At 61.3% G+C, this 24,831-nt stretch carries 24 protein-coding genes; 16 read left to right on the forward strand and 8 right to left on the reverse strand.

The window, feature by feature from the left end; all coding sequences use genetic code 11:
- Positions 1–52: 52 nt before the first annotated feature.
- The 8 genes from murG (at position 53) to HZ993_RS19110 (ending at position 8,211) form a co-directional block, all read left to right on the forward strand.
- On the forward strand, positions 53–1,123 hold the full coding sequence (gene murG, locus HZ993_RS19075) for an undecaprenyldiphospho-muramoylpentapeptide beta-N-acetylglucosaminyltransferase (RefSeq protein WP_209394288.1): 1,071 nt from the start codon (positions 53–55) through the stop codon (positions 1,121–1,123).
- Positions 1,120–2,553 (forward strand): UDP-N-acetylmuramate--L-alanine ligase, encoded by a 1,434-nt coding sequence (gene murC, locus HZ993_RS19080; protein WP_209394289.1) that lies wholly within the window; start codon positions 1,120–1,122, stop codon positions 2,551–2,553. Before murG ends, murC begins: the two co-directional genes overlap by 4 nt.
- On the forward strand, positions 2,550–3,503 hold the full coding sequence (locus HZ993_RS19085) for a D-alanine--D-alanine ligase (protein ID WP_209394290.1): 954 nt from the start codon (positions 2,550–2,552) through the stop codon (positions 3,501–3,503). The genes murC and HZ993_RS19085 overlap by 4 nt, the downstream gene beginning before the upstream one ends.
- Positions 3,500–4,285: a cell division protein FtsQ/DivIB gene (locus tag HZ993_RS19090; protein WP_209394291.1), complete on the forward strand. Its 786-nt coding sequence runs from the start codon at positions 3,500–3,502 to the stop codon at positions 4,283–4,285. The genes HZ993_RS19085 and HZ993_RS19090 overlap by 4 nt, the downstream gene beginning before the upstream one ends.
- 35 nt (positions 4,286–4,320) lie before the next feature.
- The gene (gene ftsA, locus HZ993_RS19095) at positions 4,321–5,550 is read left to right on the forward strand and encodes a cell division protein FtsA (RefSeq protein WP_209394292.1); all 1,230 of its coding nucleotides are present in this window, start codon (positions 4,321–4,323) and stop codon (positions 5,548–5,550) included.
- A 140-nt stretch (positions 5,551–5,690) separates the two neighbouring features.
- Positions 5,691–6,920, forward strand: coding sequence for a cell division protein FtsZ (ftsZ, locus tag HZ993_RS19100; RefSeq protein WP_209394293.1), 1,230 nt, complete (start codon positions 5,691–5,693; stop codon positions 6,918–6,920).
- A gap of 170 nt (positions 6,921–7,090) precedes the next feature.
- Positions 7,091–8,014 (forward strand): UDP-3-O-acyl-N-acetylglucosamine deacetylase, encoded by a 924-nt coding sequence (lpxC, locus tag HZ993_RS19105; protein WP_209394294.1) that lies wholly within the window; start codon positions 7,091–7,093, stop codon positions 8,012–8,014.
- Positions 8,015–8,034: 20 nt separating this feature from the next.
- The gene (locus HZ993_RS19110; protein ID WP_209394295.1) at positions 8,035–8,211 is read left to right on the forward strand and encodes a hypothetical protein; all 177 of its coding nucleotides are present in this window, start codon (positions 8,035–8,037) and stop codon (positions 8,209–8,211) included.
- A 21-nt stretch (positions 8,212–8,232) separates the two neighbouring features.
- Here HZ993_RS19110 and HZ993_RS19115 read toward each other — a convergent pair whose 3' ends face one another.
- The 8 genes from HZ993_RS19115 to HZ993_RS19150 all read right to left on the reverse strand — a co-directional run bounded on the left by HZ993_RS19115 (position 8,233) and on the right by HZ993_RS19150 (position 16,769).
- A complete protein-coding gene (locus HZ993_RS19115; protein ID WP_209394296.1) occupies positions 8,233–9,831 on the reverse strand; it encodes a DUF3369 domain-containing protein in 1,599 nt (532 codons plus the stop codon).
- A gap of 98 nt (positions 9,832–9,929) precedes the next feature.
- Positions 9,930–10,478: a crossover junction endodeoxyribonuclease RuvC gene (ruvC, locus tag HZ993_RS19120; RefSeq protein WP_209394297.1), complete on the reverse strand. Its 549-nt coding sequence runs from the start codon at positions 10,476–10,478 to the stop codon at positions 9,930–9,932.
- A gap of 56 nt (positions 10,479–10,534) precedes the next feature.
- Positions 10,535–11,533, reverse strand: a complete 999-nt coding sequence (locus HZ993_RS19125; protein WP_371816944.1) for a phosphatidate cytidylyltransferase — start codon at positions 11,531–11,533, stop codon at positions 10,535–10,537.
- 12 nt (positions 11,534–11,545) lie between these two features.
- Positions 11,546–12,157 carry a 1-acyl-sn-glycerol-3-phosphate acyltransferase gene (locus HZ993_RS19130; RefSeq protein ID WP_209394298.1) on the reverse strand — a complete coding sequence of 204 codons (612 nt, stop codon included), beginning with the start codon at positions 12,155–12,157 and terminating at the stop codon, positions 11,546–11,548.
- A gap of 194 nt (positions 12,158–12,351) precedes the next feature.
- A complete protein-coding gene (locus HZ993_RS19135) occupies positions 12,352–12,915 on the reverse strand; it encodes an adenylyl-sulfate kinase (RefSeq protein ID WP_209394299.1) in 564 nt (187 codons plus the stop codon).
- Between the two features lie 171 nt (positions 12,916–13,086).
- On the reverse strand, positions 13,087–13,836 hold the full coding sequence (locus HZ993_RS19140) for a transglycosylase domain-containing protein (RefSeq protein WP_209394300.1): 750 nt from the start codon (positions 13,834–13,836) through the stop codon (positions 13,087–13,089).
- Positions 13,837–14,691, reverse strand: a complete 855-nt coding sequence (locus tag HZ993_RS19145) for an energy transducer TonB (protein WP_209398621.1) — start codon at positions 14,689–14,691, stop codon at positions 13,837–13,839.
- Between the two features lie 2 nt (positions 14,692–14,693).
- Positions 14,694–16,769, reverse strand: coding sequence for a ribonuclease catalytic domain-containing protein (locus tag HZ993_RS19150; protein WP_209394301.1), 2,076 nt, complete (start codon positions 16,767–16,769; stop codon positions 14,694–14,696).
- Positions 16,770–16,944: 175 nt separating this feature from the next.
- On the opposite strand from HZ993_RS19150, the gene HZ993_RS19155 reads away from it, so the two are divergent.
- From HZ993_RS19155 to HZ993_RS19190, 8 genes are all read left to right on the forward strand, one after another.
- Positions 16,945–17,388 (forward strand): response regulator transcription factor, encoded by a 444-nt coding sequence (locus HZ993_RS19155; protein ID WP_245213692.1) that lies wholly within the window; start codon positions 16,945–16,947, stop codon positions 17,386–17,388.
- A 127-nt stretch (positions 17,389–17,515) separates the two neighbouring features.
- Entirely contained in the window at positions 17,516–18,679 is a 1,164-nt protein-coding gene (locus HZ993_RS19160; RefSeq protein WP_209394303.1) for an IS4 family transposase, read from the forward strand.
- Between the two features lie 34 nt (positions 18,680–18,713).
- Positions 18,714–19,013 carry a response regulator transcription factor gene (locus tag HZ993_RS19165; RefSeq protein ID WP_209394304.1) on the forward strand — a complete coding sequence of 100 codons (300 nt, stop codon included), beginning with the start codon at positions 18,714–18,716 and terminating at the stop codon, positions 19,011–19,013.
- A 54-nt stretch (positions 19,014–19,067) separates the two neighbouring features.
- The gene (gene rodA, locus HZ993_RS19170) at positions 19,068–20,222 is read left to right on the forward strand and encodes a rod shape-determining protein RodA (protein ID WP_209394305.1); all 1,155 of its coding nucleotides are present in this window, start codon (positions 19,068–19,070) and stop codon (positions 20,220–20,222) included.
- A gap of 16 nt (positions 20,223–20,238) precedes the next feature.
- Positions 20,239–21,123 (forward strand): NAD(P)-dependent oxidoreductase, encoded by an 885-nt coding sequence (locus tag HZ993_RS19175; protein ID WP_209394306.1) that lies wholly within the window; start codon positions 20,239–20,241, stop codon positions 21,121–21,123.
- Between the two features lie 130 nt (positions 21,124–21,253).
- Positions 21,254–22,714: a metalloprotease TldD gene (gene tldD / locus HZ993_RS19180; RefSeq protein ID WP_209394307.1), complete on the forward strand. Its 1,461-nt coding sequence runs from the start codon at positions 21,254–21,256 to the stop codon at positions 22,712–22,714.
- A gap of 46 nt (positions 22,715–22,760) precedes the next feature.
- The gene (locus HZ993_RS19185; protein ID WP_209394308.1) at positions 22,761–23,465 is read left to right on the forward strand and encodes a hypothetical protein; all 705 of its coding nucleotides are present in this window, start codon (positions 22,761–22,763) and stop codon (positions 23,463–23,465) included.
- A 222-nt stretch (positions 23,466–23,687) separates the two neighbouring features.
- A complete protein-coding gene (locus HZ993_RS19190) occupies positions 23,688–24,824 on the forward strand; it encodes a 3-deoxy-7-phosphoheptulonate synthase (RefSeq protein WP_209394309.1) in 1,137 nt (378 codons plus the stop codon).
- Positions 24,825–24,831 lie beyond the last annotated feature (7 nt).

Here is a 24,831-nt window from a genome sequence, read left to right on the forward strand (position 1 = left end):
CGCAGCGCAGCATGGCGCGGCACGCGGCATGGCTGATGCACGGGGGGCGTGTATGAGTGTTCCCCAAAAGTGCGCGCTGATCATGGCGGGTGGCACCGGGGGCCATATCTTCCCCGGTCTAGCCGTGGCGCAGGCCCTGCGCGAGCGCGGCTGGCGCGTGCATTGGCTGGGCGCACCCAACAGCATGGAAAGCCGGCTGGTTCCGCCCAAAGGCTTCCCGCTGGAAACGGTGGACTTTTCCGGCGTGCGGGGCAAGGGTTTGCGCACGCTGCTGACCCTGCCACTGCGCCTGCTGCGTGCACTGGGCCAAAGCCTGGCTGTGATGCGCCGCGTCAAACCCCATGTGCTGGTGGGCCTGGGCGGTTACATCACGATGCCCGGTGGCCTGATGGGTGCGCTGATGGGCAAGCCCCTGGTGTTACACGAGCAGAACTCCATTGCCGGCATGGCCAACAAGGCACTGGCCATAGTGGCGCGTCGCGTCTTCACCGCTTTTCCCAAGGTCATGTCCAAGGGCCTATGGGTGGGCAACCCCTTGCGTGCGGAATTTTTGAAACAAGCCGAGCCGCAGGAGCGTTTTGCCGGCCGCAGCGGACCGCTGCGTGTGCTGGTCGTCGGTGGCAGCCTGGGCGCCCGCGCGCTGAACACCGTGGTGCCACAAGCCCTGGCCCTGATTCCTGAAAGCGAACGCCCCATCGTGACCCACCAGAGTGGTGAAAAACAGATCGAAGAGCTGCGCAGCAACTACGCCACCGCCGGTGTGCAGGCGCAGCTCACACCGTTCATCGACGACACGGCCAAAGCCTTTGCTGATGCCGATCTGGTCATTTGCCGCGCTGGTGCCAGCACGGTGACTGAAATCGCGGCCGTCGGCGCGCCTGCGCTGTTTGTACCTTTCCCGTCCGCCGTGGACGACCACCAGACCCACAACGCACGTTTCCTGGTCGACCAGGGCGGCGGCTGGCTGGTACCCCAAAACGAATTGACCCCCGGGTTGCTGGCAGACATGCTACAAAAAACAGAGCGCTCCACGCTGCTGGCGCGGGGGCTAGAGGCCAAAAAGATGCAGAAGCTTCAAGCCACAGAGGCCGTGGTGGCCGCCTGTGAGGAGTTGTGCCCATGAAACACGCAATCAAACACATTCACTTTGTAGGCGTTGGCGGCTCCGGCATGTCCGGTATCGCCGAGGTGTTGTGCAACCTGGGCTACACGATATCGGGTTCCGACCTGTCCGACAGCACCACGTTACGGCGCCTGGCCAGCCTGGGCATCAAGACCTATGTGGGTCACGCGCCGGAGAACGTGGTCGGTGCCGATGCGGTGGTCACGTCCACCGCCGTGCAGAGCGACAACCCCGAGGTGATCAAGGCGCGTGAGATGCGCATCCCCATCGTGCCGCGCGCGCTGATGCTGGCCGAGCTGATGCGCCTCAAACAAGGCATTGCCATCGCCGGCACCCACGGCAAAACAACCACGACCAGTCTGGTGGCGAGTGTGCTGGCCGAGGCTGGGCTAGACCCCACCTTTGTGATCGGCGGACGGCTGAACAGCGCCGGCGCCAATGCGCGCCTGGGCAGTGGCGACTACATCGTGGTCGAGGCGGATGAGTCTGATGCGTCCTTTTTGAACCTGCTGCCCGTGATGGCCGTGGTGACGAACATTGACGCCGACCACATGGAGACCTATGGCCATGACTTTGGCCGGTTGAAGAAGGCCTTTGTCGACTTCCTGCACCGCATGCCGTTCTACGGCGTGGCGATTTTGTGCACCGACGACGCGGCCATCCGCGAGATCGTGGAGCAGGTCACCTGCCCGGTCACCAGCTACGGTTTCAACGAAGAGGCCCAGGTACGGGCCATCAATGTGCGCGCGGTCGACGGCCAGATGCACTTCACGGTGCAGCGCCGCAACGGTGTGGTGCTGCCCGACCTGGATGTGGTGCTGAACCTGCCGGGCCTGCACAACGTGCTCAATGCGCTGTCGGCTATTGCCGTGGCGGTGGAGCTCAATATTGCGGACGCGGCCGTGCAAAAGGCGTTGAGCGAATTCAAGGGTGTGGGCCGGCGCTTCCAGCGTTATGGTGACCTGCCACTGGCCTTGGGCGGCATTGCCACGGTCATCGACGACTACGGCCACCATCCCGTGGAGATGGCCGCCACGGTGGCGGCGGCACGCGGCGCCTTCCCCGGGCGGCGTCTGGTGCTGGCTTTCCAGCCGCACCGCTTCACCCGTACGCGGGATTGTTTTGAAGATTTTGTGAAGGTCATGGGCCAGGCCGATTCGGTGCTACTGGCCGAGGTGTATGCCGCCGGTGAGGCGCCCATCGTGGCGGCAGACGGCCGCGCGCTGGCCCGCGCCCTGCGCATCGCCGGCAAGGTGGAGCCGATTTTTGTGGACGACATCACTGCCATGCCCCAGGCCATCGTGGACAACGCACTGGCGGGTGATGTGATCCTGTGCATGGGGGCTGGGTCCATTGGTGCCGTGCCAGGCAAGGTGGTTGAACTGCTACAAACAAATGAGCATAGTGTTGAGGAGGGACGGGGGCTATGAGCCAATTCGGTAAAGTGGCGGTGCTGATGGGCGGGGACTCCAGTGAGCGTGAAGTCTCGCTGATGTCGGGCGCCGGTGTGCTCAAGGCACTGCTGTCCAAGGGTGTGGACGCCCATGCCTTTGACCCGGCCGAGCGCGATCTGTCCGAGCTGAAGCGTGATGGTTTTGCGCGCTGTTTTATCGCCCTGCATGGCCGTTTGGGTGAGGGTGGTGCGGTGCAGGGTGCGCTGGAGTTGCTGGGCATTCCCTACACGGGCTCCGGCATCATGGCGTCCAGCATCGCCATGGACAAGGTCATGACCAAGCGTATCTGGCTGTCCGAAGGCATACCCACTCCGCGCTACACACTCTTGCAGCGTGGGGCGTTTGACCGTCGCCAGGTGGTTGAGGTGCCGGACACACTGGGCCTGCCCGTCATCGTTAAACCTGCGCATGAGGGCTCGTCCTTTGGCGTCACCAAGGTGGTGGGTTATTCCGGTATGGCGGGTGCGGTCGAGGCTGCCGGCAAGCTGGATTCCGACATCTTGTGTGAAGAGTGCATTGAGGGGGATGAGGTGACCTGCCCCGTGCTGGGCACGGGCGACGTTGCACGTGCGCTGCCCGTGATCCGCATCGTCGCGCCCGATGGCAACTACGACTACCAGAACAAATACTTCACCGACACCACGCAATACCTCGTGCCCTGCGGCCTGCCCGCTGGCGAGGAAGAAGCCATCCAGGCCCTGGTGCTCAAGGCCTACCGCGTGCTGGACTGCCGCGGCTGGGGTCGGGTGGACGTGATGATCGACGGCAAGACCCGCAAGCCCTACCTGTTGGAAATCAACACATCGCCCGGTATGACCAGCCACTCGCTGGTGCCCAAGTCGGCGCAGGCGGCGGGCATCAGCTACGAAGACCTGTGTTTTAGTTTGTTGGCAACGGCCGCTCTGGATACGGGAGAACCTGTGTGAATCCAAGTGTGGCCACTCCGCTGGACGTCAAGCTGATGAACATCACCGCTACGGTGCTGTTCCTGGCGTTTGCCGTCCTGGTGGGCCTGGCCACGGCGCGCTGGGCGGCACGCCTGTCCGCTTTTGACATCAAGGGCATTGTGGTCAGCGGGGACCTCAGCCACAACAACGCGGTCACGCTGCGTGCGAATGTGGCGCCGCGGCTGTCGGGCACCTTCTTCAGCGTGGACCTGCCCCGTGTGCGCGCTGCGTTCGAAGCCGTGCCCTGGGTGCGGCACGCGACGGTACGCCGCGAGTTCCCGGACCGCCTGCAGGTGGTGCTGCAAGAGCACCAGGCCGTGGCGTACTGGGGCAGCGAAGGTGAGCTACGGCTCATCAACAGCTTTGGCGAAGTGTTTGAAGCCAATGCCGGTGAAATCGAGCAGGACATGTTGCCGCGCCTCAACGGACCGCAAGGCCAGAGTGCCGATGTGCTGGCCATGTACCGCACGTTGGCGCCCCTGTTTGAACAGATGAACATGCCGGTGGACGAGTTGAGCCTGTCGGTGGGCGGCAGTTGGCGGGTGGAGCTGGACAGCGGCGCCCGCATCGAGATGGGGCGGGGTGGCGTGGCGGAGTTGTCGGAGCGTGTGCGCCGGTTCCTCGCAACCCTGACGCAGGTGACCTCTCGGTACACACGCCAGAGCGGCGACCTGGAGTCGGCCGATTTGCGGCATGACAACGGCTATGCCATCCGCTTGCGTGGTGTGAGCACGGTGGCAGCAGCGGTACCCAAAAAATAGCAAGCAGTGAAAGAAGAACCCAGCAGGTAATCCATATGGCAAAAGAATACAAAGACCTGGTCGTAGGACTGGACATCGGCACCGCCAAAGTGATGGTGGTGGTGGCCGAGGTATTGCCCGGCGGCGAGCTCAAACTGGCCGGTTTGGGCGTGGCCCCCAGCAACGGCATCAAGCGAGGTGTCGTCGTGAATATCGACGCCACCGTGCAAAGCATCCAGCAGGCCCTGCGCGAGGCCGAGCTGATGGCCGATTGCAAGATCACCCGTGTCTACACCGGCATCACCGGCAGCCACATCCGCGGCATCAACTCCAGCGGCATGGTGGCGGTGAAAGACCGCGAGGTAACCGCTGCCGATGTGGCCCGCGTGGTGGAGACGGCCAAGGCCATCAACATCTCCACCGACCAGCGCCTGCTGCTGGTGGAGCCACAAGAGTTCATCATCGACGGCCAGGATGTCAAAGAGCCCATTGGCATGAGCGGCATTCGGCTTGAGGCCAAGGTGCACATCGTGACCGGTGCGCAGAGTGCGGCCGAAAACATCATCAAGTGTGTGCGCCGCTGCGGCCTGGAGGTGGAGCAGCTGATGCTGAACCCCCTGGCCAGCAGCCTGAGTGTGTTGACCGAAGACGAACGCGAACTGGGTGTGGCCTTGGTGGACATTGGCGCAGGTACCACCGACATTGCCATCTTCACCAACGGCGCCATCCGCCACACGGCCGTGATCCCGATTGCCGGGGACCTGATCACCAGCGACATTGCGATGGCTTTGCGCACGCCGACCAAGGACGCGGAAGATATCAAGGTCGAAAGCGGCCATGCCAAACAACTCTTGGTAGACCCCGAAACACAGGTGGAGGTGCCCGGTCTGGGCGACCGCGGCCCGCGCATGCTGAGTCGCCAGGCGCTGGCCGGTGTCATCGAGCCGCGCATCGAAGAGATTTTCTCGCTGGTCAACCAGGTGATGCGCGAGTCGGGTTACGAAGAGGTGTTATCGAGCGGCATTGTGCTCACCGGTGGCAGCTGCATCATGCCCGGTATGGTGGAGCTGGGTGAAGACATCTTCCTCAAGCCCGTGCGCCGCGGCATCCCCAAATACTCCAGCGCGCTGGCCGACATGGTGGCCCAGCCCCGCGCGGCTACCGTGATGGGCCTGCTCGAAGAGGCCCGTGTCGCCCGCATGCGCGGCTTCAAGGTGGCGCAGAAAAACGGGTCGATGAAAACAGCTTTTGGATCAGTTAAAGACTGGTTCATCGGGAACTTCTGACCATGGAACACAAGATGTGGCTTGCAAGGGGAAGTCCGCATGAGCGGTTGCCGGGCGCGGGCCCGCCACCGACTTTCGCAGAGTACTGCAACGGCAAAGAACCCAAAGTATTTAACTTAGTGAAACATCAGGAGAGAAACATGGCCATTGAAATGATTGAAGAAGAAACGTTTAACCAGGGCACACAGATCAAGGTCATCGGTGTGGGCGGTGGTGGCGGCAACGCCGTGGAACACATGATTTTTTCAAGTGTGGGCGGCGTGGAGTTCATCACCGCCAACACCGATTCGCAGGCACTGAGCCGCAGCACCGCGCACAAGACCATCCAGCTGGGTGCCGGCGGTCTGGGCGCAGGCAGCAAACCCGACAAGGGCCGTGAAGCCGCCATGGTGGCCGAGGCCGACATCCGCGCCGCGATTGAAGGTGCACACATGTTGTTCATCACCGCCGGTATGGGCGGTGGTACCGGCACCGGTGCAGCGCCTGTGATTGCCCGCGTGGCAAAAGAGATGGGGATTCTGACCGTGGGTGTGGTCACCAAGCCTTTCGACTTTGAAGGTGGTCGCCGCATGAGCAATGCGGATGCCGGCCTGATGGAGCTGGAAGCCAATGTGGACTCGCTGATCGTGGTGCTGAACGAAAAGCTGCTGGACGTGTTGGGTGATGACGTGTCGCAGGACGAGGCTTTCGCCCATGCCAACGACGTGTTGAAAAACGCGGTCGGCGGTATTGCCGAAATCATCAATGTGCCCGGCCATGTGAACGTCGACTTTGAAGACGTGCGCACGGTGATGGGTGAGCCTGGCAAGGCCATGATGGGTACCGCACTGGCCAATGGCCCGGACCGTGCGCGTATTGCGGCGGAGCAGGCCGTGGCCTGCCCTCTGCTGGAAGGCATAGACCTGTCGGGCGCCAAGGGTGTGCTGGTGCTGATCACGGCTGCCAAGGGTTCGCTCAAACTGAGCGAATCCAAACTGGCCATGAACACCATCCGTGCCTACGCCTCGCCTGATGCCCATGTGATCTACGGTACGGCGTATGACGATGCACTGGGTGATGACATCCGCGTAACCGTGGTCGCCACCGGCCTCTCCCGCCAGGGCGCGCGCCGTACGGCACCACCCCTGCAGGTGTTGCGCACCGGTACCGACAACGTGCCGTTCCATGTACCCACATTGAATACACCTGTCGGTGGACAGGCGGCTGGCGGCGGTGCTTCCATGGGTGTGGCCCAACCGGACTACGCTGGCATGGGCACACCTGCCGTCTGGCGCGGCCGCACCTCGGCTGCGGCCAAGGTTGATGCTCTGTCGAATGGTGGCATGGACGACTACGAAATCCCTGCTTTCCTGCGCAAACAAGCTGATTGACGGCGCGCAAAGCTACTGCGCGGCCCGATCTTGCGTTGGCGGTGCTCACCGTACAGAAGTACGGTTGCGCTCCTCAACGCAAGCTAGGGTCGCTCGCTACGCTTTTCGCACCATCAATCGGGAAACCGGTCCGATCTGCCCGGGAATGGTTGTCCAAGTAAAATCACGCGGTGCTACAACAACGAACCCTCAAGTCCCTGACCCGCGCCGTCGGTGTGGGCCTGCACAGCGGCCAACGGGTGGAACTCACCCTGCGGCCTGCGCAGCCTGACACCGGCATCATCTTTCGCCGTGTGGATTTGCCGGTGCCGGTGGACATACCAGTGTCGGCCCCTTCGGTGACCGACACGCGCATGGCCTCCACCATTTCCAATGGCGGGGCCAAGGTGCAGACGATTGAACACCTGATGTCGGCCTGCGCCGGCCTCGGGCTGGACAATCTGTACGTGGACATCACGGCCGAAGAAATCCCCATCCTGGATGGATCCGCCGCGTCTTTTGTGTTCCTGCTGCAGAGCGCTGGTATTGCCTTGCAAAACGCACCCAAACGTTTCATGCGGGTCAAACGCGCGGTAGAGGTGCGTGAAGGCGAGGGCGCCAACCTCAAGTGGGCGCGCCTGGAGCCGTACAACGGATACAAGCTCAGTTTCGAGATTGTGTTCGACCACCCGGCCGTGGATTCCACCGGCCAGACGGTGGAGTTCGACATGGGCCGTGATTCCTACTCCCGCGACATTGCGCGCGCCCGCACCTTTGGTTTCACCAAAGACGTGGAGATGATGCGCACCAATGGCCTGGCCCTGGGTGGCGGTCTGGACAATGCCATCGTCATGGATGACTACAAGGTGCTCAATGCCGAAGGCCTGCGGTACGACGATGAGTTTGCCAAACACAAACTGCTCGATGCGATTGGTGACCTGTACTGCGTGGGCAAACCCTTGTTGGCCAGCTACAGCGCCTTCCGCTCCGGCCATGCGCTGAACAACAAACTGCTGCGCGAGCTGCTGGCCCACAAGGACGCATGGGAGATGGTGAGTTTTGAGGACGAGAGCCTGGCACCTGCCGGTTTCTCTCAACTGGCGCCCGCCTGGTAGCCACGCGGTACGCGACACCGATGGGCATTTTTCGCGTTCTGTTTTTGGTGCTGCTATTGGCTGCGGCCGGCTGTTTTGTGTGTTTTCTTGTCACGGGCCAGCCACGCTACAAACACTATGGTTTGCGTGTACTGCAGCTCACACTGGGCGCCGCGTTTTTCTTCTTTGCCGTGTTGGCCGTCGAGCGGTTTTTCTAGCGCCTGTGTGCCGGCAGACCGTTAATGGTCTTCCCCAATGATCCAGTCCGGCTTGTGGTGGTCCAGGAAGGCGGTGAGTGCGTCCAGCACGTCGGGGTCGAACTGTGTGTTGCGCCGCTCTTCCAGATAGGCCAGTACCGCGTCCAGCGCCCAGGGCTCTTTGTAGGGCCTGCGGTGCAACAAAGCGTCAAACACGTCCACCACGGCCACAATCCGTGCCGCCAGCGGAATGGCCTGGCCCCTGAGTTGGCGCGGGTAACCCGTGCCGTCAAAGTGCTCGTGGTGCCCGCCGGCAATCTGCGCACCCATGCTCAGTGTGCTCACACCCTCCACCATTTTGGAGGCGCGTGCCAGCACGGTCTCGCCAATCAGGGCGTGTTCTTCCATGATGGCGCGTTCTTCGGGTGTATGCCGGCCCGGCTTGAGCAGCACCGCATCGGGTGTGGCCACCTTGCCCACATCGTGCAGGATGCTGGCCAGCCCGACCAGGGATAAAAAACTGGGCGTGATTTCTTCGGTGAACTTGCCCGCCGCCTGCAACTCGGCGGCAATGCCGTCGGTGAGCCGGCAGACCCGGCGCACATGGCCGCCGGTGGTGGCATCGCGGGACTCGGCCAGATCGGCCAGCGCCACCACGGTGGCCTCCTGCGTGGTCTTGAGCATGCCAAACATGTGCAGGTTGTCAAAGGCGGCCGCAATACGGTCACAGAACACACCCAACAGGCTGCGCTCCAGATCACCCAGTGGCCAGGGCGGTGAGAAGGCCACCACAAACAGGTGGCCGTGGGGCGCGTGGATGAACAAGACATCCACCGCATCGGTAAAGACGTTTTTGCGTTCACGAAATGCCTGGTGGATCTCGGTCGCCCAGACGTGGTCGGACGGCAGGCTGGTCTGCTCTTCCAGCTGGGCTGCGGAGGCGCCGGTGGACGCAATCACAAAGGGCTCGCTGGTCACCCCGGGCGACTTGTTCTGCATGATGCACAACACACCCTCGGTGCCAAAGTTCAGGATGGCGCCAATCTGTGTCAGCACCCCGGAGGCTAACTCCTTGAGTGAATCCAGCTGGTACAAATTGCTGGCGGCTTCCAGGATGCGGGCAAGGCCCTTGCGGTTGGCCTCAATCGTCTGCAAACCTTCATAACTGCGCAGCGACGAGATCACCGTGGTGAACAGTTTTTGTGCCGTCAGCTCGGTCTTGGCTTTGTAGTCGTTGATGTCGAAGTCAACGATGACCTTTTGCTCCGGCGCCTGGCCTGGTTGGCCGGTACGCAGCACGATGCGCACCAGGTGGTTGTCCAGCTCTTCGCGTATGCGCCGGGCCAGCAGCAGCCCGGCGTTTTCGGTTTCCATCACCACATCCAGCAGCACCAGCGCAATATCGTTTTCGGTGGCCAGCATGTCATAACCCTGGGCGCCGGTGTAGGCCGAGAGTATCTCCACGCCACGGCCCTTGAATGTCACGCTGTTGAGTGCCAGGCGGGTGACGGCGTGGATGTCGGGTTCGTCGTCCACCACCAGAATCCGCCAGGGCCGGACAGCAGCTTGGGCGACGGCAGAGGTGATGTCCTCGTCATCGTGGGTTAGCCAATTGCTGTCATCCGCATCGGTGAGGGCCATGCCTGCCTTTCAGGTTGTAGAAGTCTGCTGCCGATCCAACTTCGGCTGACCACAGCTTACCAGCATTTGAAGATTTATCGCAACCGGAGTTCCCCGCGTCAGCGGCTGCGACCCGCCCGGTAGTTGCCACCAATCTTGCCCCCCAGGCCGCTGGCCAGGGCCAGCTTGGCCATGGCGCTGCCGGCATGGGCATGGGTGATGGCCAGACCCAGCGCGTCTGCGGCGTCCGGCCCGGGCAGGCCCGGCAGCTCCAGCAGGCGCTGCACCATGGACTGCACCTGGGTCTTGTCGGCCCGGCCATAACCGACCACGGCCTGCTTCATCTGCAGCGCGGTGTACTCCGCCACGGGCAAATCGTTGGATACCAGCGCCGTGATGCAGGCCCCCCGCGCCTGACCCAGCAAAAGGGTGGACTGCGGGTTGACGTTGACAAACACAATCTCCACCGAAGCGCAGTCGGGCGTGTAGCGCTGCACCACCTCGCGTATGCCATCAAACAGCACCTTCAGGCGCAGTGGAAGCTCCCCCACGTCCAGGTGCTGGGTGCTGATGGTGCCACTGGCCACATACTGCAGCGCGGCGCCGTGTACATCCACCACACCAAAACCGGTGGTGCGCAGGCCAGGATCGATGCCCAGTATTCGCATGCTATTGTTTATATAGCATAAGAGCTATATTATTCGGGGGCTAGAGGCCAATTTGGCTATGCACCAAAGTACCAGCGGGCCGAGTGGAAGAACACCGGCGCCGCAAAACACAGGCCATCCACCCGGTCCAGCAGACCACCTGCCCCGGTGACCGACTCGCCTTGGCTACCCCAACTGGGGATGCCCCGGTCCCGCTTGAGTGCTTTCATGACCAGGTGGCCCAGCGAACCGGCGACACAGGCCACAAAGGCCGCCGCAAATGCGGTGCCCGGCACCCAGGGCGTGATGCCGGCCAGCATGGCCCCCAGCAGGCTGCCCGCCGCCACACCAATGCCCCAACTGTGCCAGTTGAAGCTGGTGCTGATGGCTGGTGCAACCGGTGGCCGCTGCAACCTGCGCGATGCAAAGTGCTGCGTGACCATACACACCTGCACCACCAGCACCAGAAAAAACACCAGGAAGGCATTGCGGTTCTCGTAGCCCGGAAACTTCAGCATCAACAGCGCGGGCACATGACTCATGCCGTAGATACACACCATGATGCCCCACTGCAGCTTGGCGTTGCGCTCCAGAAAACGCAGCGGGTCATTGGCCAGTGCGCTGGCCAGGGGCAGGGCCAGAAAAGCGTAGACCGGTATCAGCACGGTGAACAAGTCAAAGTGGCCGCTGCCAATCAGCCAGTACTGCACCGGCAGCACCACAAAAAAGGCCAGCACCAGGCTGCGGTGGTCGCCCAGGCGGGTGGGTGACAAGGTCAGAAACTCGCGCAGGCTAAAAAACGACACCAGGCCAAACAAGGTCAGCGCCACGCCATCTCCCGTAGCCCAACCCAGCCAAAACACCATCACCATCAGCCAGCTGGTGCGGATGATGGCGTCCACCCGGCGGTGTTCCTGGCGCCGGGCATCGGCTGCAGCATCATCACCATGCTCCCGCACGGAGTACAGAAAGGACACGCAGCTGGCTAGCAGCAACAAACCGAATACGAGAATGAACAGGGCGCCGATCTGCTGCGTGGGGCTCAGATTCTTGAGGTAGTAATACACATCAAACATGGTGTTGTGCCCTTACACGTCGCGCAGTGCCACCACGGCGGCGCGGGCGCGTTCCAGAAACACGCGGCGGTCTTCACCCGCTTGCAACTGCATGGGGGCTCCAAACGTTACGGAACACAGCACCGGCACGGGCACCACCTCACCTTTGGGTAACACGTGCTGCACGTTGTTGATCCAGGCCGGTACCAAGACCACGTTGGGGCATTTCAGCGCCAGGTTGTACAGCCCGGCCTTGAAGGGCTGCGGGTCACCGGTGAAGCCGCGTGTGCCTTCGGGAAACAGGATGATGGAGTCGCCATTGGCCAGCGCGTCAAACAGTGGCTCCAGCGGGTCTTCGTCACTCGTGCGGTCGCGTGAAACGTAGATGACGTTGAACACGGCCGTGGTCAGCCATTTCTTGAAGGGTGTCTTGGTCCAGTAGTCTTTGGCCGCAATGGCCCGCGTGACGTTGCGCAGCTCCAGCGGCAAGGCCGCCCAGATCATCACCAGGTCGGCATGGCTTTGGTGGTTGGCAAAATAAATACGCTGCTCGGCCTTGGGTGGGCAACCATGCCAACGGGCCTGCGAGCCAGTGAGCACCCGTATCAGACCCAGCAGAAAGTAACTCATTAACTTGGCAAGCATGGGCGGATGATACAGAGCTATATGACGCTTTGATGTGGGTTTATACGAGGGTATGTTTTGGTGTGTTTGGCTCTCGCCGGATGCAGAGCCTGTGCGCTCTGCGCCGTTCGTGTCCCCCGCCCTGCGGGCTCCTCCTTTGCCTCACTTTGCAGAACACCCAGACTCCGCATCCGAGGGGTTGGCGTGCCAAAGTATCAGTTGCCCCGAGCGCTCGTGACCAATGCCGCAATTTGTCTGCCTACCTGTTCCGCATCCGCGTCGTCAGCCTGGATGCCTGTTGACGCATCGCGCAGAAAGGGAAGCGCAGCTTCGTACTCTGCGTAGAGGTGTCTGAGAAACGCCGGAACCTTGCTTGCAATCCGTCCTGGATCGGCGTCGTCCATCACCCTGCCTTGGACGGTATCGAATGAGGCGTGAAGGGTGACGAACACCAAACGTGGCCGTGACTGCAATGCATCGACGAGTTGGTGTTGCTCGGTTTTGTTGAAGAAACCCCCTTCCACGATGACTACGTTTGCGAATTGCTCGAAGAAGTGCTCAGTGAGCACTGCGGCAGAGTGTCTTGCGATTCTCCAGGTATCTTGGTCATCGAAACCTTCGCGCTGTCGAGTCATGCAGTAGAGCTGGTCGAGATCCAAACATGCGACTGGCACACCTGCAGATCGCAGGTGCCGAGCCACTGCATGGGCGGAAGTGCTTTTGCCCACCCCGACTGGTCCGGTGAGCACGACCAAGGTTCGTGAATTGCTGTGCCCCATCTTGTGATGTCCTTTGAAATTGACTTGCAACGTCCCGCTAGTCCAACAACCCGAGCAGAAGACCCAGGGCGTACGCCAAAGCGAGGTAAAGGAGGAGCCCGAAGGGCGGGGGACACGAGCGGCGGCGTGCGCCCTGGGTCTTCTGCGGGCGAATAAACAAAAGCAACGCAATCAAGGCAGTTGCGCATCCCCCATGCGCCCCGTGATCACCCCCGCACGGTTGGCGAGATACCCCGAGTTCGGCAACTTCTCATAGTGGCGTGGCCGCGGCAGCATCACCGCCAGCCGAGCCGATTCATACGCACTCAATTGCGACGCTGGCTTGCGGTAGTATTGCTGCGCCGCAGCCTCCGCGCCGAAGATGCCTTCGCCCCATTCCACGCTGTTGAGGTAAATCTCCAGGATGCGTTGTTTGCTCAGCAGGTTCTCCAGCAGTACGGTCAGCACCAGCTCCTGGCCCTTGCGCACCAGGGTGCGCTCGCCCGACAAGAACAGATTCTTGGACAGCTGCTGTGTGATGGTGGAGCCGCCCACAATCTTGGGGGGCTTGGGTGTTTTGCCGGAAGGGGCGTTGGGTTTGGCGGGCGCCTGCTTGGCGGCGCGGGCCTCGGCCTTGGCGTTTTTCTCCCAGGCCTTTTCCAAAGCGTCCCAGTCCACACCTTCGTGGTTGGTAAAACCATCGTCTTCCGACGCTATCACCGCACGTTTGAGGTTGTCGGATATCTGGTTGTAGGCCACCCACTGCTGGCGCAAGCGCAGACTGGTGCCTTTTTCATTGGCCAGGCGCCAGGCCTCGGAGCGCTGGAAGCTGGTGGACTGCGGTGCCACCACGGCCATGGCTGCGATACGCGCCACAAAATACAGTTGCAGCGCCAGGAAGGCGACCACCAACAGCCCCAGCCAACGCGCCAGTGTTTTCATTTAATTCTGCGTAGAGATGGACGCTTCCAGCGTTTCGTCGCGGGTGAACTTGAAACGGGAGACCACTAGGATCTGGTCCGCCTGGCGGCGCATGGCCGGGCTGAAGTTGCCAAACGGCCCAGCCGACCGGGCAATGGCCGCGGCTTGGCGGTCCAGCGTGCGGTTGCCCGAGCTTTCCACAATCTCGGTGTCCAGCACGCGGCCGTTGTGGTTGACGGTGACGATCATGGTCAGCTCACCGTACAACTTCTTGCCGCCAGCCTGCGGAAAGTTTTCGGTGCCCTTGTCTTCAATGGCGTGGCGCAGTGCGTCGTAATAGACCGCATACACCGCTTCGCGCGCGGCGGGGCTGATGTAACGCTTCTTGGGCCGCGCATTTTCCTGGTTGATACGCCGTTCAATCTCGGCCAGGATTTTGACCAGTTGGCGGCGCTTTTCTTCACGCTCCAGTTGTTCAGTTTTGGTGGCTGCCTGGTTCGGGTCAATGGGGGGCAGGGCGGCCAGCTGGCTCTTGACTTGGGCCAGCAGCAGGGTTTGCTGTTCCTGCAGGTTTTGCAGTTTGCGTGCAGCCTCTTCTTCGGTGGCGTCACCAAAATCAGTCAGGGCCGATGGCGGCAGCGGGCTGGTGGCGCGGCCCTTGTCGGCGTCTCCACCACCGGCCAGCGAGTTTTGGGCAATCACCTGGGCCTTGTCCGGCTTCTCGTTGGTTTTGGCGTTGACCAGAATCACTTCCAGCGGCGTGTCTTCGAACACCCGGTTGAACGACTCGGGGTCTACAAAACGCACGGTCAACAACACCGCATGCACCGCAATGGATGCAATGAGGGCAATTTGGAGGGTGCTGATGGACCGCAGGTTCACGGAGCAGGATTATCCACGGCGGCATCAGCCGTTTCTGCCGGCGCATCGCTGACGTCAACCGCAATCGCGATCGGGCCGCTGACTTCGTCGTCATCACCGTCATCGCCTGCTTCATCGGCGGAGGAATCGGTGGCCGTTGGCGTATCCAGCCGTTCCACCACCGTGCCGCTGATGTCCAGCGTGATCAGGTCCATTTCGCCCAGTTTGATACGCACCCGCGCACCGCGCGGCAAGTTTTGTGCACCCATGACCGGCAACACCAGGGGCAGCGTGTCGGCCCGCACCATGTTCTCCTTGAACACGCTGGCCTCCAGTTCGGTGATGCCATTTTGTTGCAGGTAGCGCAGCGTCCAGAAGCGCTCCATGCCGCCCTGGTAGCCGTTGTAGGCGCTGTAGGCCTCGTCAAAGCTGGAGATGATGGAGAACAGGCTGGCGTCCTTGGGCTTGAAGGGTGCGGCCAGCGCTGCTGTCTTGCCATGCTGCACACAGGCAATGATCTGCCACTGGTTAACCAGATCGACGTACCGGCGCAGGGGTGAGCTGCTCCAGGCATAACTCTTGACACCAATACCGGCATGGGGCTGGGCCTTGGTGCCCATGCGCACCTTGACGCCGGGTGCCAGTGATGCCTGGCTGCGATAGATCCCGGGCACGCCCAGCTCGGCCATCCAGCTGCCCCAGGTGCTGTTGGCCAGGATCATGGCCTCGGCCACGATCAGGTCCAGTGGAGCACCGCGTTGGCGGGTGCTGATCTGCACGGTCTCGTCGCCCTGGGGCTCATTGCCATCGTTGCCCACCAGGCGGAAGTTGTAGTCCGGCCGGTTGAAGGTCTCGGGCTTGCCGCGCACGATCTCGCGCTTGGCCTTCAGGTCTTTTGCCAGTCGGTATAAAAATGATAGCTGCTCACGCAATGCGGGCAGGGGCTGCGGCTCGTTTTCGTGGTTGAAGGCGGGGTCCAGCAACCAAGGCTCTGTTACGACGGTGTCCAACTGGTCGTGGCGCAGGTTGTGCGCAATCGGGACCCGTTCGATCTTGGACTCGTGACCCTTGATCTCCAGCGTGGCTTCGTCCAGCGTCACATACAAAGAGAGGGCAGGGCAGTCGCGCTCGGCCTGCAGCGTATAGGTTTGCACCAGGGCGTCGGGCAGCATGGTGACCTTGTAGCCGGGCATGTAGACGGTGGACAGGCGGGCACGGCCCAGTTGGTCCACCGCGTCGCCGGGCTGTATGGCCAGGCCGGGCGCCGCAATGTGGATGCCCAGCGTGACCGTGCCGGTGCCCAGGCCCTGGACGGACAACGCATCGTCGATCTCGGTGGTTTGGGAGTCGTCAATGGAGAAGGCTTGCACCGCCGCCAACGGCAAATTCTTGTCGTCCACGGCCGGGGCGGCAATGGCCGGGAAGCCCGTGCCTTTGGGAAAGTTTTCCAGCAAAAAGCGTTTCCAGTGGAACTGGTAGGGCGATGCGATGGCCCCCGCCTTTTGCAGCAGGGCCAGCGGCGCGGTATGGGTAGCGCGGGATGCCTCGACCACGGCCTTGTACTCGGGCGCATTTTTGTCGGGCTTGAACAGAATCTTGTACAACTGCTCGCGGATGGGGGCGGGGCACTGGCCTGCACCCAGCTCGTCGGCCCAGGCGGTGATCTGCAGCGCGATGGCCTTCTTTTTCTCAATGGCGGCCAGTGCCTGGGCGATCACGTCGGCGGATGCCTTGCGGAAGCGCCCCTTGCCGGCGCGGCGGAAGTAATGGGGGGATTCAAACAGCCGGAACAGCATGGCCGCCTGCTCGGACAGCGGTGCCTGGGGCGAGAAATAGTCGCGCGCCAGGTCGGCAAAACCAAACTCTTCGTCAGGCGCGAATTCCCATGCCATTTCCAGCTCGATACCCTGGCTGGCGGATTGGGCTGCGGCGATGAACTCGGCGGGCGAAGGCTTTTCAAACTTCAGCAGCATGTTGGCGGTCTTGACCTTGACCCGCTTGCCGCTGTCCAGCTCCACCTGCGCCGAAGCATCCGCCTCTGACAGCACCCGACCGGCCATGAATTTTCCGGCTTCTTCAAACAATAGAAACATAGGGCGGCATTGTCCCATGCCGCCAGGGCCGCCTTGGGCGGTGCCAGGTCTTTACCAAGTTACCGTGTTTATGGGAGTTTGTTGGGCGCCGTCTCGCTATATGCTTGGGGCTTGGCAGATGGGGGGCTCGTGCAGCGCATCAGCAACACATAAGAAGATCAAGGAGTGCAATCCCGTGTGGCGAGTATTGATTGTTGAAGACGACCCGCAGATGCGCGCATTTTTTGCGGCCAGCGTGCGGCGCAGTGGCCAGCTGGAACTGGTCTGTGGCGTGGGCAGCGTGTCCGAAGCCAAGGCCTTGTTGGACGATGGCGAACAAGCGGTGGACGTCTTGCTGACCGACCTGGGCCTGCCCGATGGCAGCGGGCTGGAAATCATCCGCCATGCGCGTCTGCGCCACCCCAGCTGCGAGGCCCTGGTCATTTCCATGTTTGGCGACGAAGACAATGTGTTGGCCAGCATAGAAGCCGGCGCCCTGGGTTACATCCACAAGGACGCCGCGCCCGATGACATCGCCACCACCATTCTGGAGATGAAGGCCGGCGCATCACCCATCTCCCCCATGATTGCCCGGCGGGTGCTGTCCAAGTACCGGTCCATGCACACTACTGTCCGGTAAATTCTCCCAAAAAAGGGCTCAAACCTAAGCTGGCTGGGGGTTTCAAGAGGTTTTGTGATTCGGACGATTTCAAACGCGATTTTTTGCAGTTGCGTATCGTGACCTCATTTTTCGAGGTTTCCGCTCTATGCACACTGGCCGCACAGTATTTGCACAACTTCTCGAAGTGGTGCCATTCAAGCACTTCGAGCATCTCGTAAACAAATACCAAGCCAACCGCTGGACACGGGACTTCACCGCATGGAGCCACTTCATCTGCATGGCCTACGCACAGTTCACGCGCAGGGAAGGCTTACGCGACCTGATCGTGTGCCTGAACTCGCAAAGCACCAAGCTCTACCACTGCGGCCTACGTCAGCGTGTATCGCGCTCCACGCTGGCCGATGCCAACGAACGGCGTGACTCACACCTGTTCGAAGCACTGGGGCAACGCCTGATCGAAATCGCTTTGGATTTATACAAAGACCATGACATTAGCTTGAGTCTCAAGGAGCCGCTGTATGCCATGGACTCCACGACCATCGACCTGTGTCTTAAGCTGTTTCCCTGGGCGGACTTTCGGTCCACCAAAGCGGGTATCAAAGCCCACACCGTGATCGACCTACGGGGTGCGATTCCGGTCATGCTGTCGATCACCACAGGCAAAATCAGCGACGTGGGGCAACTCGATGCATTGAGACTGCCAAAGGGCTCCATCGTCGTGCTGGATCGCGGCTACGTGGACTTTGCGAGGCTGTACCGTTTGGTGCAACGGGAGTGCAGCTTTGTGGTGCGCGCCAAAGACAACCTGAGCTTCAATTGCCACGAAGCGCACGCCATCGATATCCAGGCCGGCGTGTACTCGGATCAAACCATTGTGCTGACTGGCGAACGCTCCAAAAATGTCTACCCCGCGCCCTTGCGCCGGGTACGTTTCTATGACGCAGTAAGTTGTTTGGAACTCGTTTTTCTGACCAACCGCTTGGACTTATCCGCCCTCACCATCGCAGCCATCTACAAGCAGCGCTGGCAAATTGAATTGTTCTTCAAATGGCTCAAGCAGAACTTGAACATCCAGCACTTCTTTGGCAACTCTTTGAACGCCGTGCGTTCGCAAATCTGGATTGCGGTGTGTACTTATTTGATAGCCTTGGTCGCACACCACGGGCTACGCACGGAGTTGTCACTACGCAATTTCTTGCATCTGGTGGAGGTCAACATGTTTGAGAAAATTACTTTGGCTCAGATGGTCGACAACGCACTCAAAGATGAAAGCTTTGAAGAGCTGAAGTCGCAGGTTGAGCTATTCTGAAAATTGGTCAGAATTTACCGGACAGTAGTGGTCCATGCATACAAATATCGCTCTAGCCCCCGTGAGTATTGAGAGTAGTGCTATCAAAATGGAAGTAATGGAGGCTGGCAAGGGATTGCTGTCGCGGCGCGAGCAGGAAGTGCTGGAGCTGGTATCCCGCGGGTTTTCGTATGCTGAAATCGCCGATTTAAAAAGCCTCAGCGTGCACACCATACAGACCCATATCAAGAGCCTGTACGGCAAACTGGAAGTGCATTCCAAGATGGAGGCCGTGCTGGAGGCCACCCGCATGGGCCTGCTGCCCCGCCAGGCCGAAGCTGCCATGTCCAAATAGGGGCGGGTTGCGCGGCGGTGGCGTCCCGCCACTGCGGGATAATCGCGCCACTGTATGGCCTCTGTTTTTGATAAACCCTCTGTTTGGCGGCGCATGGCGCCCTGGTTCCACGGCTTTGACGGGCCGCTGGCCTTTGCCGTCTTCATACTGGCCTGTGCCGGCATGTTGACCATGTATTCCTCGGGGTTCGACCACGGTACCCGGTTTGAAGACCACGGCCGCAATATGCTGATTGCAGCCAGCATCATGTTTGTGGTGGCACAAATTCCGCCCCAGCGGCTGATGGCGCTGGCCGTGCCGCTCTACATGGTGGGCGTGGCCCTGTTGATAGCGGTGGCCATTTTTGGCATCACCAAGAAGGGTGCCCGGCGCTGGATCAACATCGGCATCACCATTCAGCCCAGTGAAATCCTGAAGATCGCCATGCCGCTGATGCTGGCCTGGTGGTTCCAGAAACGCGAGGGCCAATTGCGCCCGCTGGACTTTGTGGTGGCCGGTTTGCTACTGGCCGTGCCCGTGGGCTTGATCATGAAGCAGCCCGATCTGGGCACCTCGCTCTTGGTGCTGGCAGCGGGCCTGGCGGTCATCTTCTTTGCGGGTATGAGCTGGAAGCTGGTGATTCCGGTGGTTGCGCTGGGGGCCATCGGACTCGCGCTGATCGTTGCGTTTGAACCGGCGCTGTGTGCGGATGGCGTGCGATGGCCTGTGTTACACGCCTACCAGCAGCAGCGCATCTGCACCCTGTTGGACCCCACGCGTGACCCGCTGGGCAAGGGCTTCCACATCATCCAGGGCATGATTGCCATCGGCTCGGGCGGCCTCACCGGCATGGGCTTTATGAAGGGCACGCAGACCCATCTGGAATTTATCCCCGAGCGCACCACCGACTTCATTTTTGCCGCCTATTCCGAAGAGTTCGGCCTGATCGGCACCTTGTTCCTGATCGTGGCCTTCATCTTCCTGATCCTGCGTGGCCTGGCCATTGCGCTGGACGCGCCCACGCTGTTCTCGCGCCTGCTGGCCGGCAGCGTGACCATGATTTTTTTCACCTACGCCTTTGTGAACATGGGCATGGTCAGCGGCATCTTGCCCGTGGTGGGCGTGCCCTTGCCCTTCATCAGTTACGGCGGCACGGCCATGGTGACGCTGGGGTTGGCGGTGGGGATTTTGATGGCCATTTCCAACTCCAAGCGGCTGGTGCAGTCATGAGCATGTTGGCGCCAACATGAGCGCCACGTTCCAAGTGGGCATCGTTGGCGTGGGCAATATGGGCGGAGCCATGGCGCAACGCCTGGGCTCACTGGGCTGGGCACCCTGGGTGCACGACCTGGATGCCGCCAAGCTGGAGGGTCTTAAGCCTTTTGGTGCTCTAGCCCCCGCAGATATTCAACATGCCGCTAGCAATTCTGTAGCAACCATTGTGTGTGTCGTGGACGCCGCACAAACCCGCGATGTACTGTTTGGCCCGCAGGGCATTGCCGCGCACCTGCAGCCCGGCCATGTGGTGCTGCTGTGCCCCACGGTTGCACCCGAGGATGTAGAGGCCATTGCCGCACAACTTGCCGGGTTTGGCGTGGACGCCATCGACGCCCCCATGTCGGGCGGCCCGGCCCGCGCCCGTGACGGTAGCATGAGCCTGCTGGTGGCGGGTGCGGACGCGGTGGTGGCCCGCTGCGAGCCGCTGCTGCAGGCCCTGTCCAACAAGGTTTTTCGCATCAGCACACGCCCCGGCGACGGCGCCCGCACCAAGCTGGTCAACAACCTGCTGGCGGGTATCAACCTGGTCGGCGCGGCCGAGGTCTTGGCGCTGGCGCGCCGCATGGGCTTGGACCTGGCGCGCACGCTGAACGTCATTGGCCAGTCCAGCGGCCAAAGCTGGATCGGCACCGACCGTATGCGCCGCGCGATAACAGGTGACCTGGCGCCACGCGCCCACATGTCGTTGTTGGCCAAGGACACGCGGCTGGCGCAGCAGGCGGCGCAAAGTGTGGGTTTTGAAGGCCCTTTGGGTCCGTTGGCGGCGCAGGTGTTTGCAGCGGCATTGGATGCCGGTCTAGCCGACCTGGACGATGCGGCCTTGCTTCAATTTTTGGAGCGCCATCCCTGCTGAAGCCGGGTCGGCGCAAGGAGTCTGGGTGGCAGAGCGTTCTGCGCAGGTTAAGGAGGAGCCCGCACAGCGGGCGGGGGACACGTAGCAGAACGTTCTGCCACCCAGACTCCTGGGAGCCTAGAATCGCCCCATGATTGCACGCGAACCCACCATCGAACGCCTGGCCATTGCCCAGCGCCTGTTGCTCACCCCTTTTGGACTGGATGAATCCCATCTGGCCCGCGCCCTGAACGAGATCAAGGCGCACCAGGTCGACGAGGCCGACCTCTACTTCCAGTACACCCGCTCCGAAGGCTGGAGCCTGGAAGAGGGCATTGTCAAAACCGGTTCCTTCAGCATCGACCAGGGTGTGGGGGTGCGCGCCGTCAGCGGCGAGAAGACGGCCTTTGCCTATTCCGACGATATTTCCGAAGCCAGCCTGCTGGATGCAGCGCGCACCGTGCGCACCATTTCCAGCGCAGCCCAGTCCAAACGGGCCAAGGTGGCAACCCAGAAGATCGCCAAGTCGCGCTCCCTGTACACCGGGCACGACCCCATTTCCACACTCGACAGCGCTACCAAGGTAGCCCTCTTGGGCAAGGTCGAAAAGCTGGCCCGCGCCAAGGACCCCCGTGTGGCCCAGGTCATGGCCGGTCTGGCCAGCGAATACGACGTGGTCATGGTGGCCCGTGCCGATGGCACGCTGGCGGCAGACGTGCGCCCGCTGGTGCGTCTGTCCGTCACCGTGATTGCCGAGCAAAAGGGTAGGCGTGAAGTCGGCTCGGCTGGCGGCGGTGGTCGTTTTGGCCTGGCTTATTTTGACGATGCACAGATTGAAAAATACGTGGACGAAGCCGTGCACGCCGCGCTGACCAATCTGGATGCCCGCCCGGCGCCTGCCGGTGAAATGACAGTGGTCTTAGGCCCCGGCTGGCCTGGTATTTTGTTGCACGAAGCCATTGGCCACGGCCTGGAAGGCGACTTCAACCGCAAGGGCTCCAGCGCCTTCAGCGGCCGCATCGGCCAGCGCGTGGCAGCCAAGGGTGTGACTGTGCTGGACGATGGCACGCTTGCCGACCGCCGCGGCTCGCTGAATGTGGACGACGAAGGCAACACCAGCCAGCGCACCGTGCTGATCGAAGACGGCATCCTGAAGGGTTACATCCAGGACAGCATGAACGCGCGCCTGATGGGTGTGGCCCCTACCGGCAATGGCCGCCGCGAGAGTTATGCCCACGTGCCCATGCCACGCATGACCAACACCTATATGCTGGGTGGCGACAAGGATCCGAAAGAAATCGTCGCCAGCATCAAGAAGGGCCTGTACGCCACCAACTTTGGCGGTGGTCAGGTCGACATCACGTCCGGCAAGTTTGTGTTCTCAGCCTCTGAAGCCTATTGGGTTGAAAACGGCAAAATCCTGTATCCGGTCAAGGGTGCCACCATTGTGGGCAGCGGGCCCGAATGCCTGAAGCGCGTCAGCATGATGGGCAACGACATGAAACTCGACAGCGGTGTGGGCACCTGTGGCAAAGAAGGCCAGAGTGTGCCCGTGGGTGTGGGCCAGCCCACCTTGCGTATCGATGGCTTGACGGTGGGTGGAACGGCCTGACAAGGCTTGACAGGCGTTAGCAGTGCATGTGAGCATGGCGCCTGACATGAGCTCCGAATCCGCCCAACCCACTGACGAAAACAACACGGTAGATTCACGGGCGGCCTCGACACCGCCCACTGCACCGTTGTCGGCCGCGGATGTGGCTGCATCGTACTCGCCATCCCAGGCGCAATCCCAGTCCCAGTCGCATAGCTTCCAGTCCTTTGGTGAGTACAGCCAGTTCCTGCGCTCGGCGGTAGCCGATGAGGAATCTTTGCAGGTGGGGGAAAGTCTGCAAGCCCTGGCGGTGCAGATTGAGGCGCTGGTTGCCATGCTGCAGCAGCGCAATACCGAGCCCCGGCCCCTGTCGTTGGCGCTGATCAATCTGGTGGGCGACCTGCGCACACACCGGGCACTGCTACTGGGCTTGAGCGACGATTGGCACACCAACTACGAGTTTGATGCCCACTTTTCGGCCCTGAACCACTTCCGCATCCTGGTCACACAATGGGCCATGGATGCTGCACCGCCGCGCAACAGTGCGCCGGTGTTGACAGACTTTGACCTGGCGGCCTGGCGTGTGTTGGGTGCAGGGTCCCTGCTACTGGATGTGTACGAGCAATCGCGCCTGGCATCGGCTGCGGCGCCGGATGAGGAACGCAAACCGCCCACGGTCTGGGGCCGTTGGAGCGCCTGGTGGAAACGCCGCCAAATCAAACGCAGCGTGGTGCGCCAAGAGGGGCGCCGGGGGCGCCGGAAAGATGACTAAAGCTGTTTAGCCTCCAAAACAACTGTGCTACATTCGGGTTTATGCATTTCGGTCGTTTCTTTTTTAGCTACTTTTGGTTCTCAAGCGCTTCGGCGGTAGAGAGATCTGAACGTACCTGAACACCAGACGTCCCAAATCCTCACTAAACCGCCGGTCCACCGGCGGTTTTTTTTTGCCCGGTTTTTCTTCCACTTTCAATACTGTTCAACCTAGGAGCCCACCATGACCGCTAAAGCCTCTTCCAGCAAGGATGCCTGGTATCCCCCAGCGCCCCAGCAGACCGACCGCACCAGCCAGACCGATGACGAACGCATCAAGGACATTACCGTGTTGCCGCCTCCTGAACATTTGATCCGTTTTTTCCCCATCCAGGGTACGGCGGTGGAAAAACTGATCACCCACACGCGCCACACCATCCACAAGATCATGGCCAAGAAGGATGACCGCATGCTGGTGGTGATCGGGCCCTGCTCCATCCATGACCCGGCCGCCGCGCTGGACTATGCGCGCCGCCTGAAGGATCAGCGTGAGAAATACAAGGACACGCTGGAGATCGTGATGCGCGTGTATTTCGAAAAGCCCCGCACCACGGTGGGCTGGAAAGGCCTGATCAACGACCCCTACCTGGACGAGAGCTTCCGCATCGACGAGGGTCTGCGTATTGCCCGCCAACTGCTCATCGAGATCAACCGCCTGGGCTTGCCTGCCGGCAGCGAATTCCTGGACGTGATCTCGCCCCAATACCTGGGTGACCTGATCGCCTGGGGTGCGATCGGCGCACGCACCACGGAGAGCCAAGTGCACCGTGAGCTCGCATCCGGCTTGTCGGCGCCCATCGGTTTCAAGAATGGCACCGATGGCAATATCAAGATCGCAACCGACGCGATTCAGGCTGCTGCCGGTGCCCACCACTTTTTGTCGGTGCACAAGAATGGCCAGGTGGCGATTGTGCAGACCAAGGGCAACAAGGATTGCCACGTGATTCTGCGCGGCGGCAAGGCGCCAAACTACGACGCAGCCAGTGTGGCTGAGGCCTGCAAGGAGCTGGAAAAATCCAAGCTGCCCGCCACGCTGATGGTGGACTGCAGCCACGCCAACAGCAGCAAGCAGCACGAAAAACAGCTGGACGTGGCGCGCGATATCGCCAGCCAGATCGCCGCGGGCTCACACAGCGTGTTTGGTGTGATGGTGGAAAGCCACCTGAATGCCGGTGCGCAGAAATTCACACCTGGCAAGGACGATGCGAATGCGCTGGCCTATGGCAAGAGCATCACCGATGCCTGCCTGGGCTGGGATGATTCGCTGCAGGTGCTGGATGTGTTGTCTGCCGCCGTCAAGCAACGCCGTGCCCAGAAGTAAAGCTCAA

The organism is Rhodoferax sp. AJA081-3 (assembly GCF_017798165.1).
Lineage (GTDB): Bacteria > Pseudomonadota > Gammaproteobacteria > Burkholderiales > Burkholderiaceae_C > Allorhodoferax.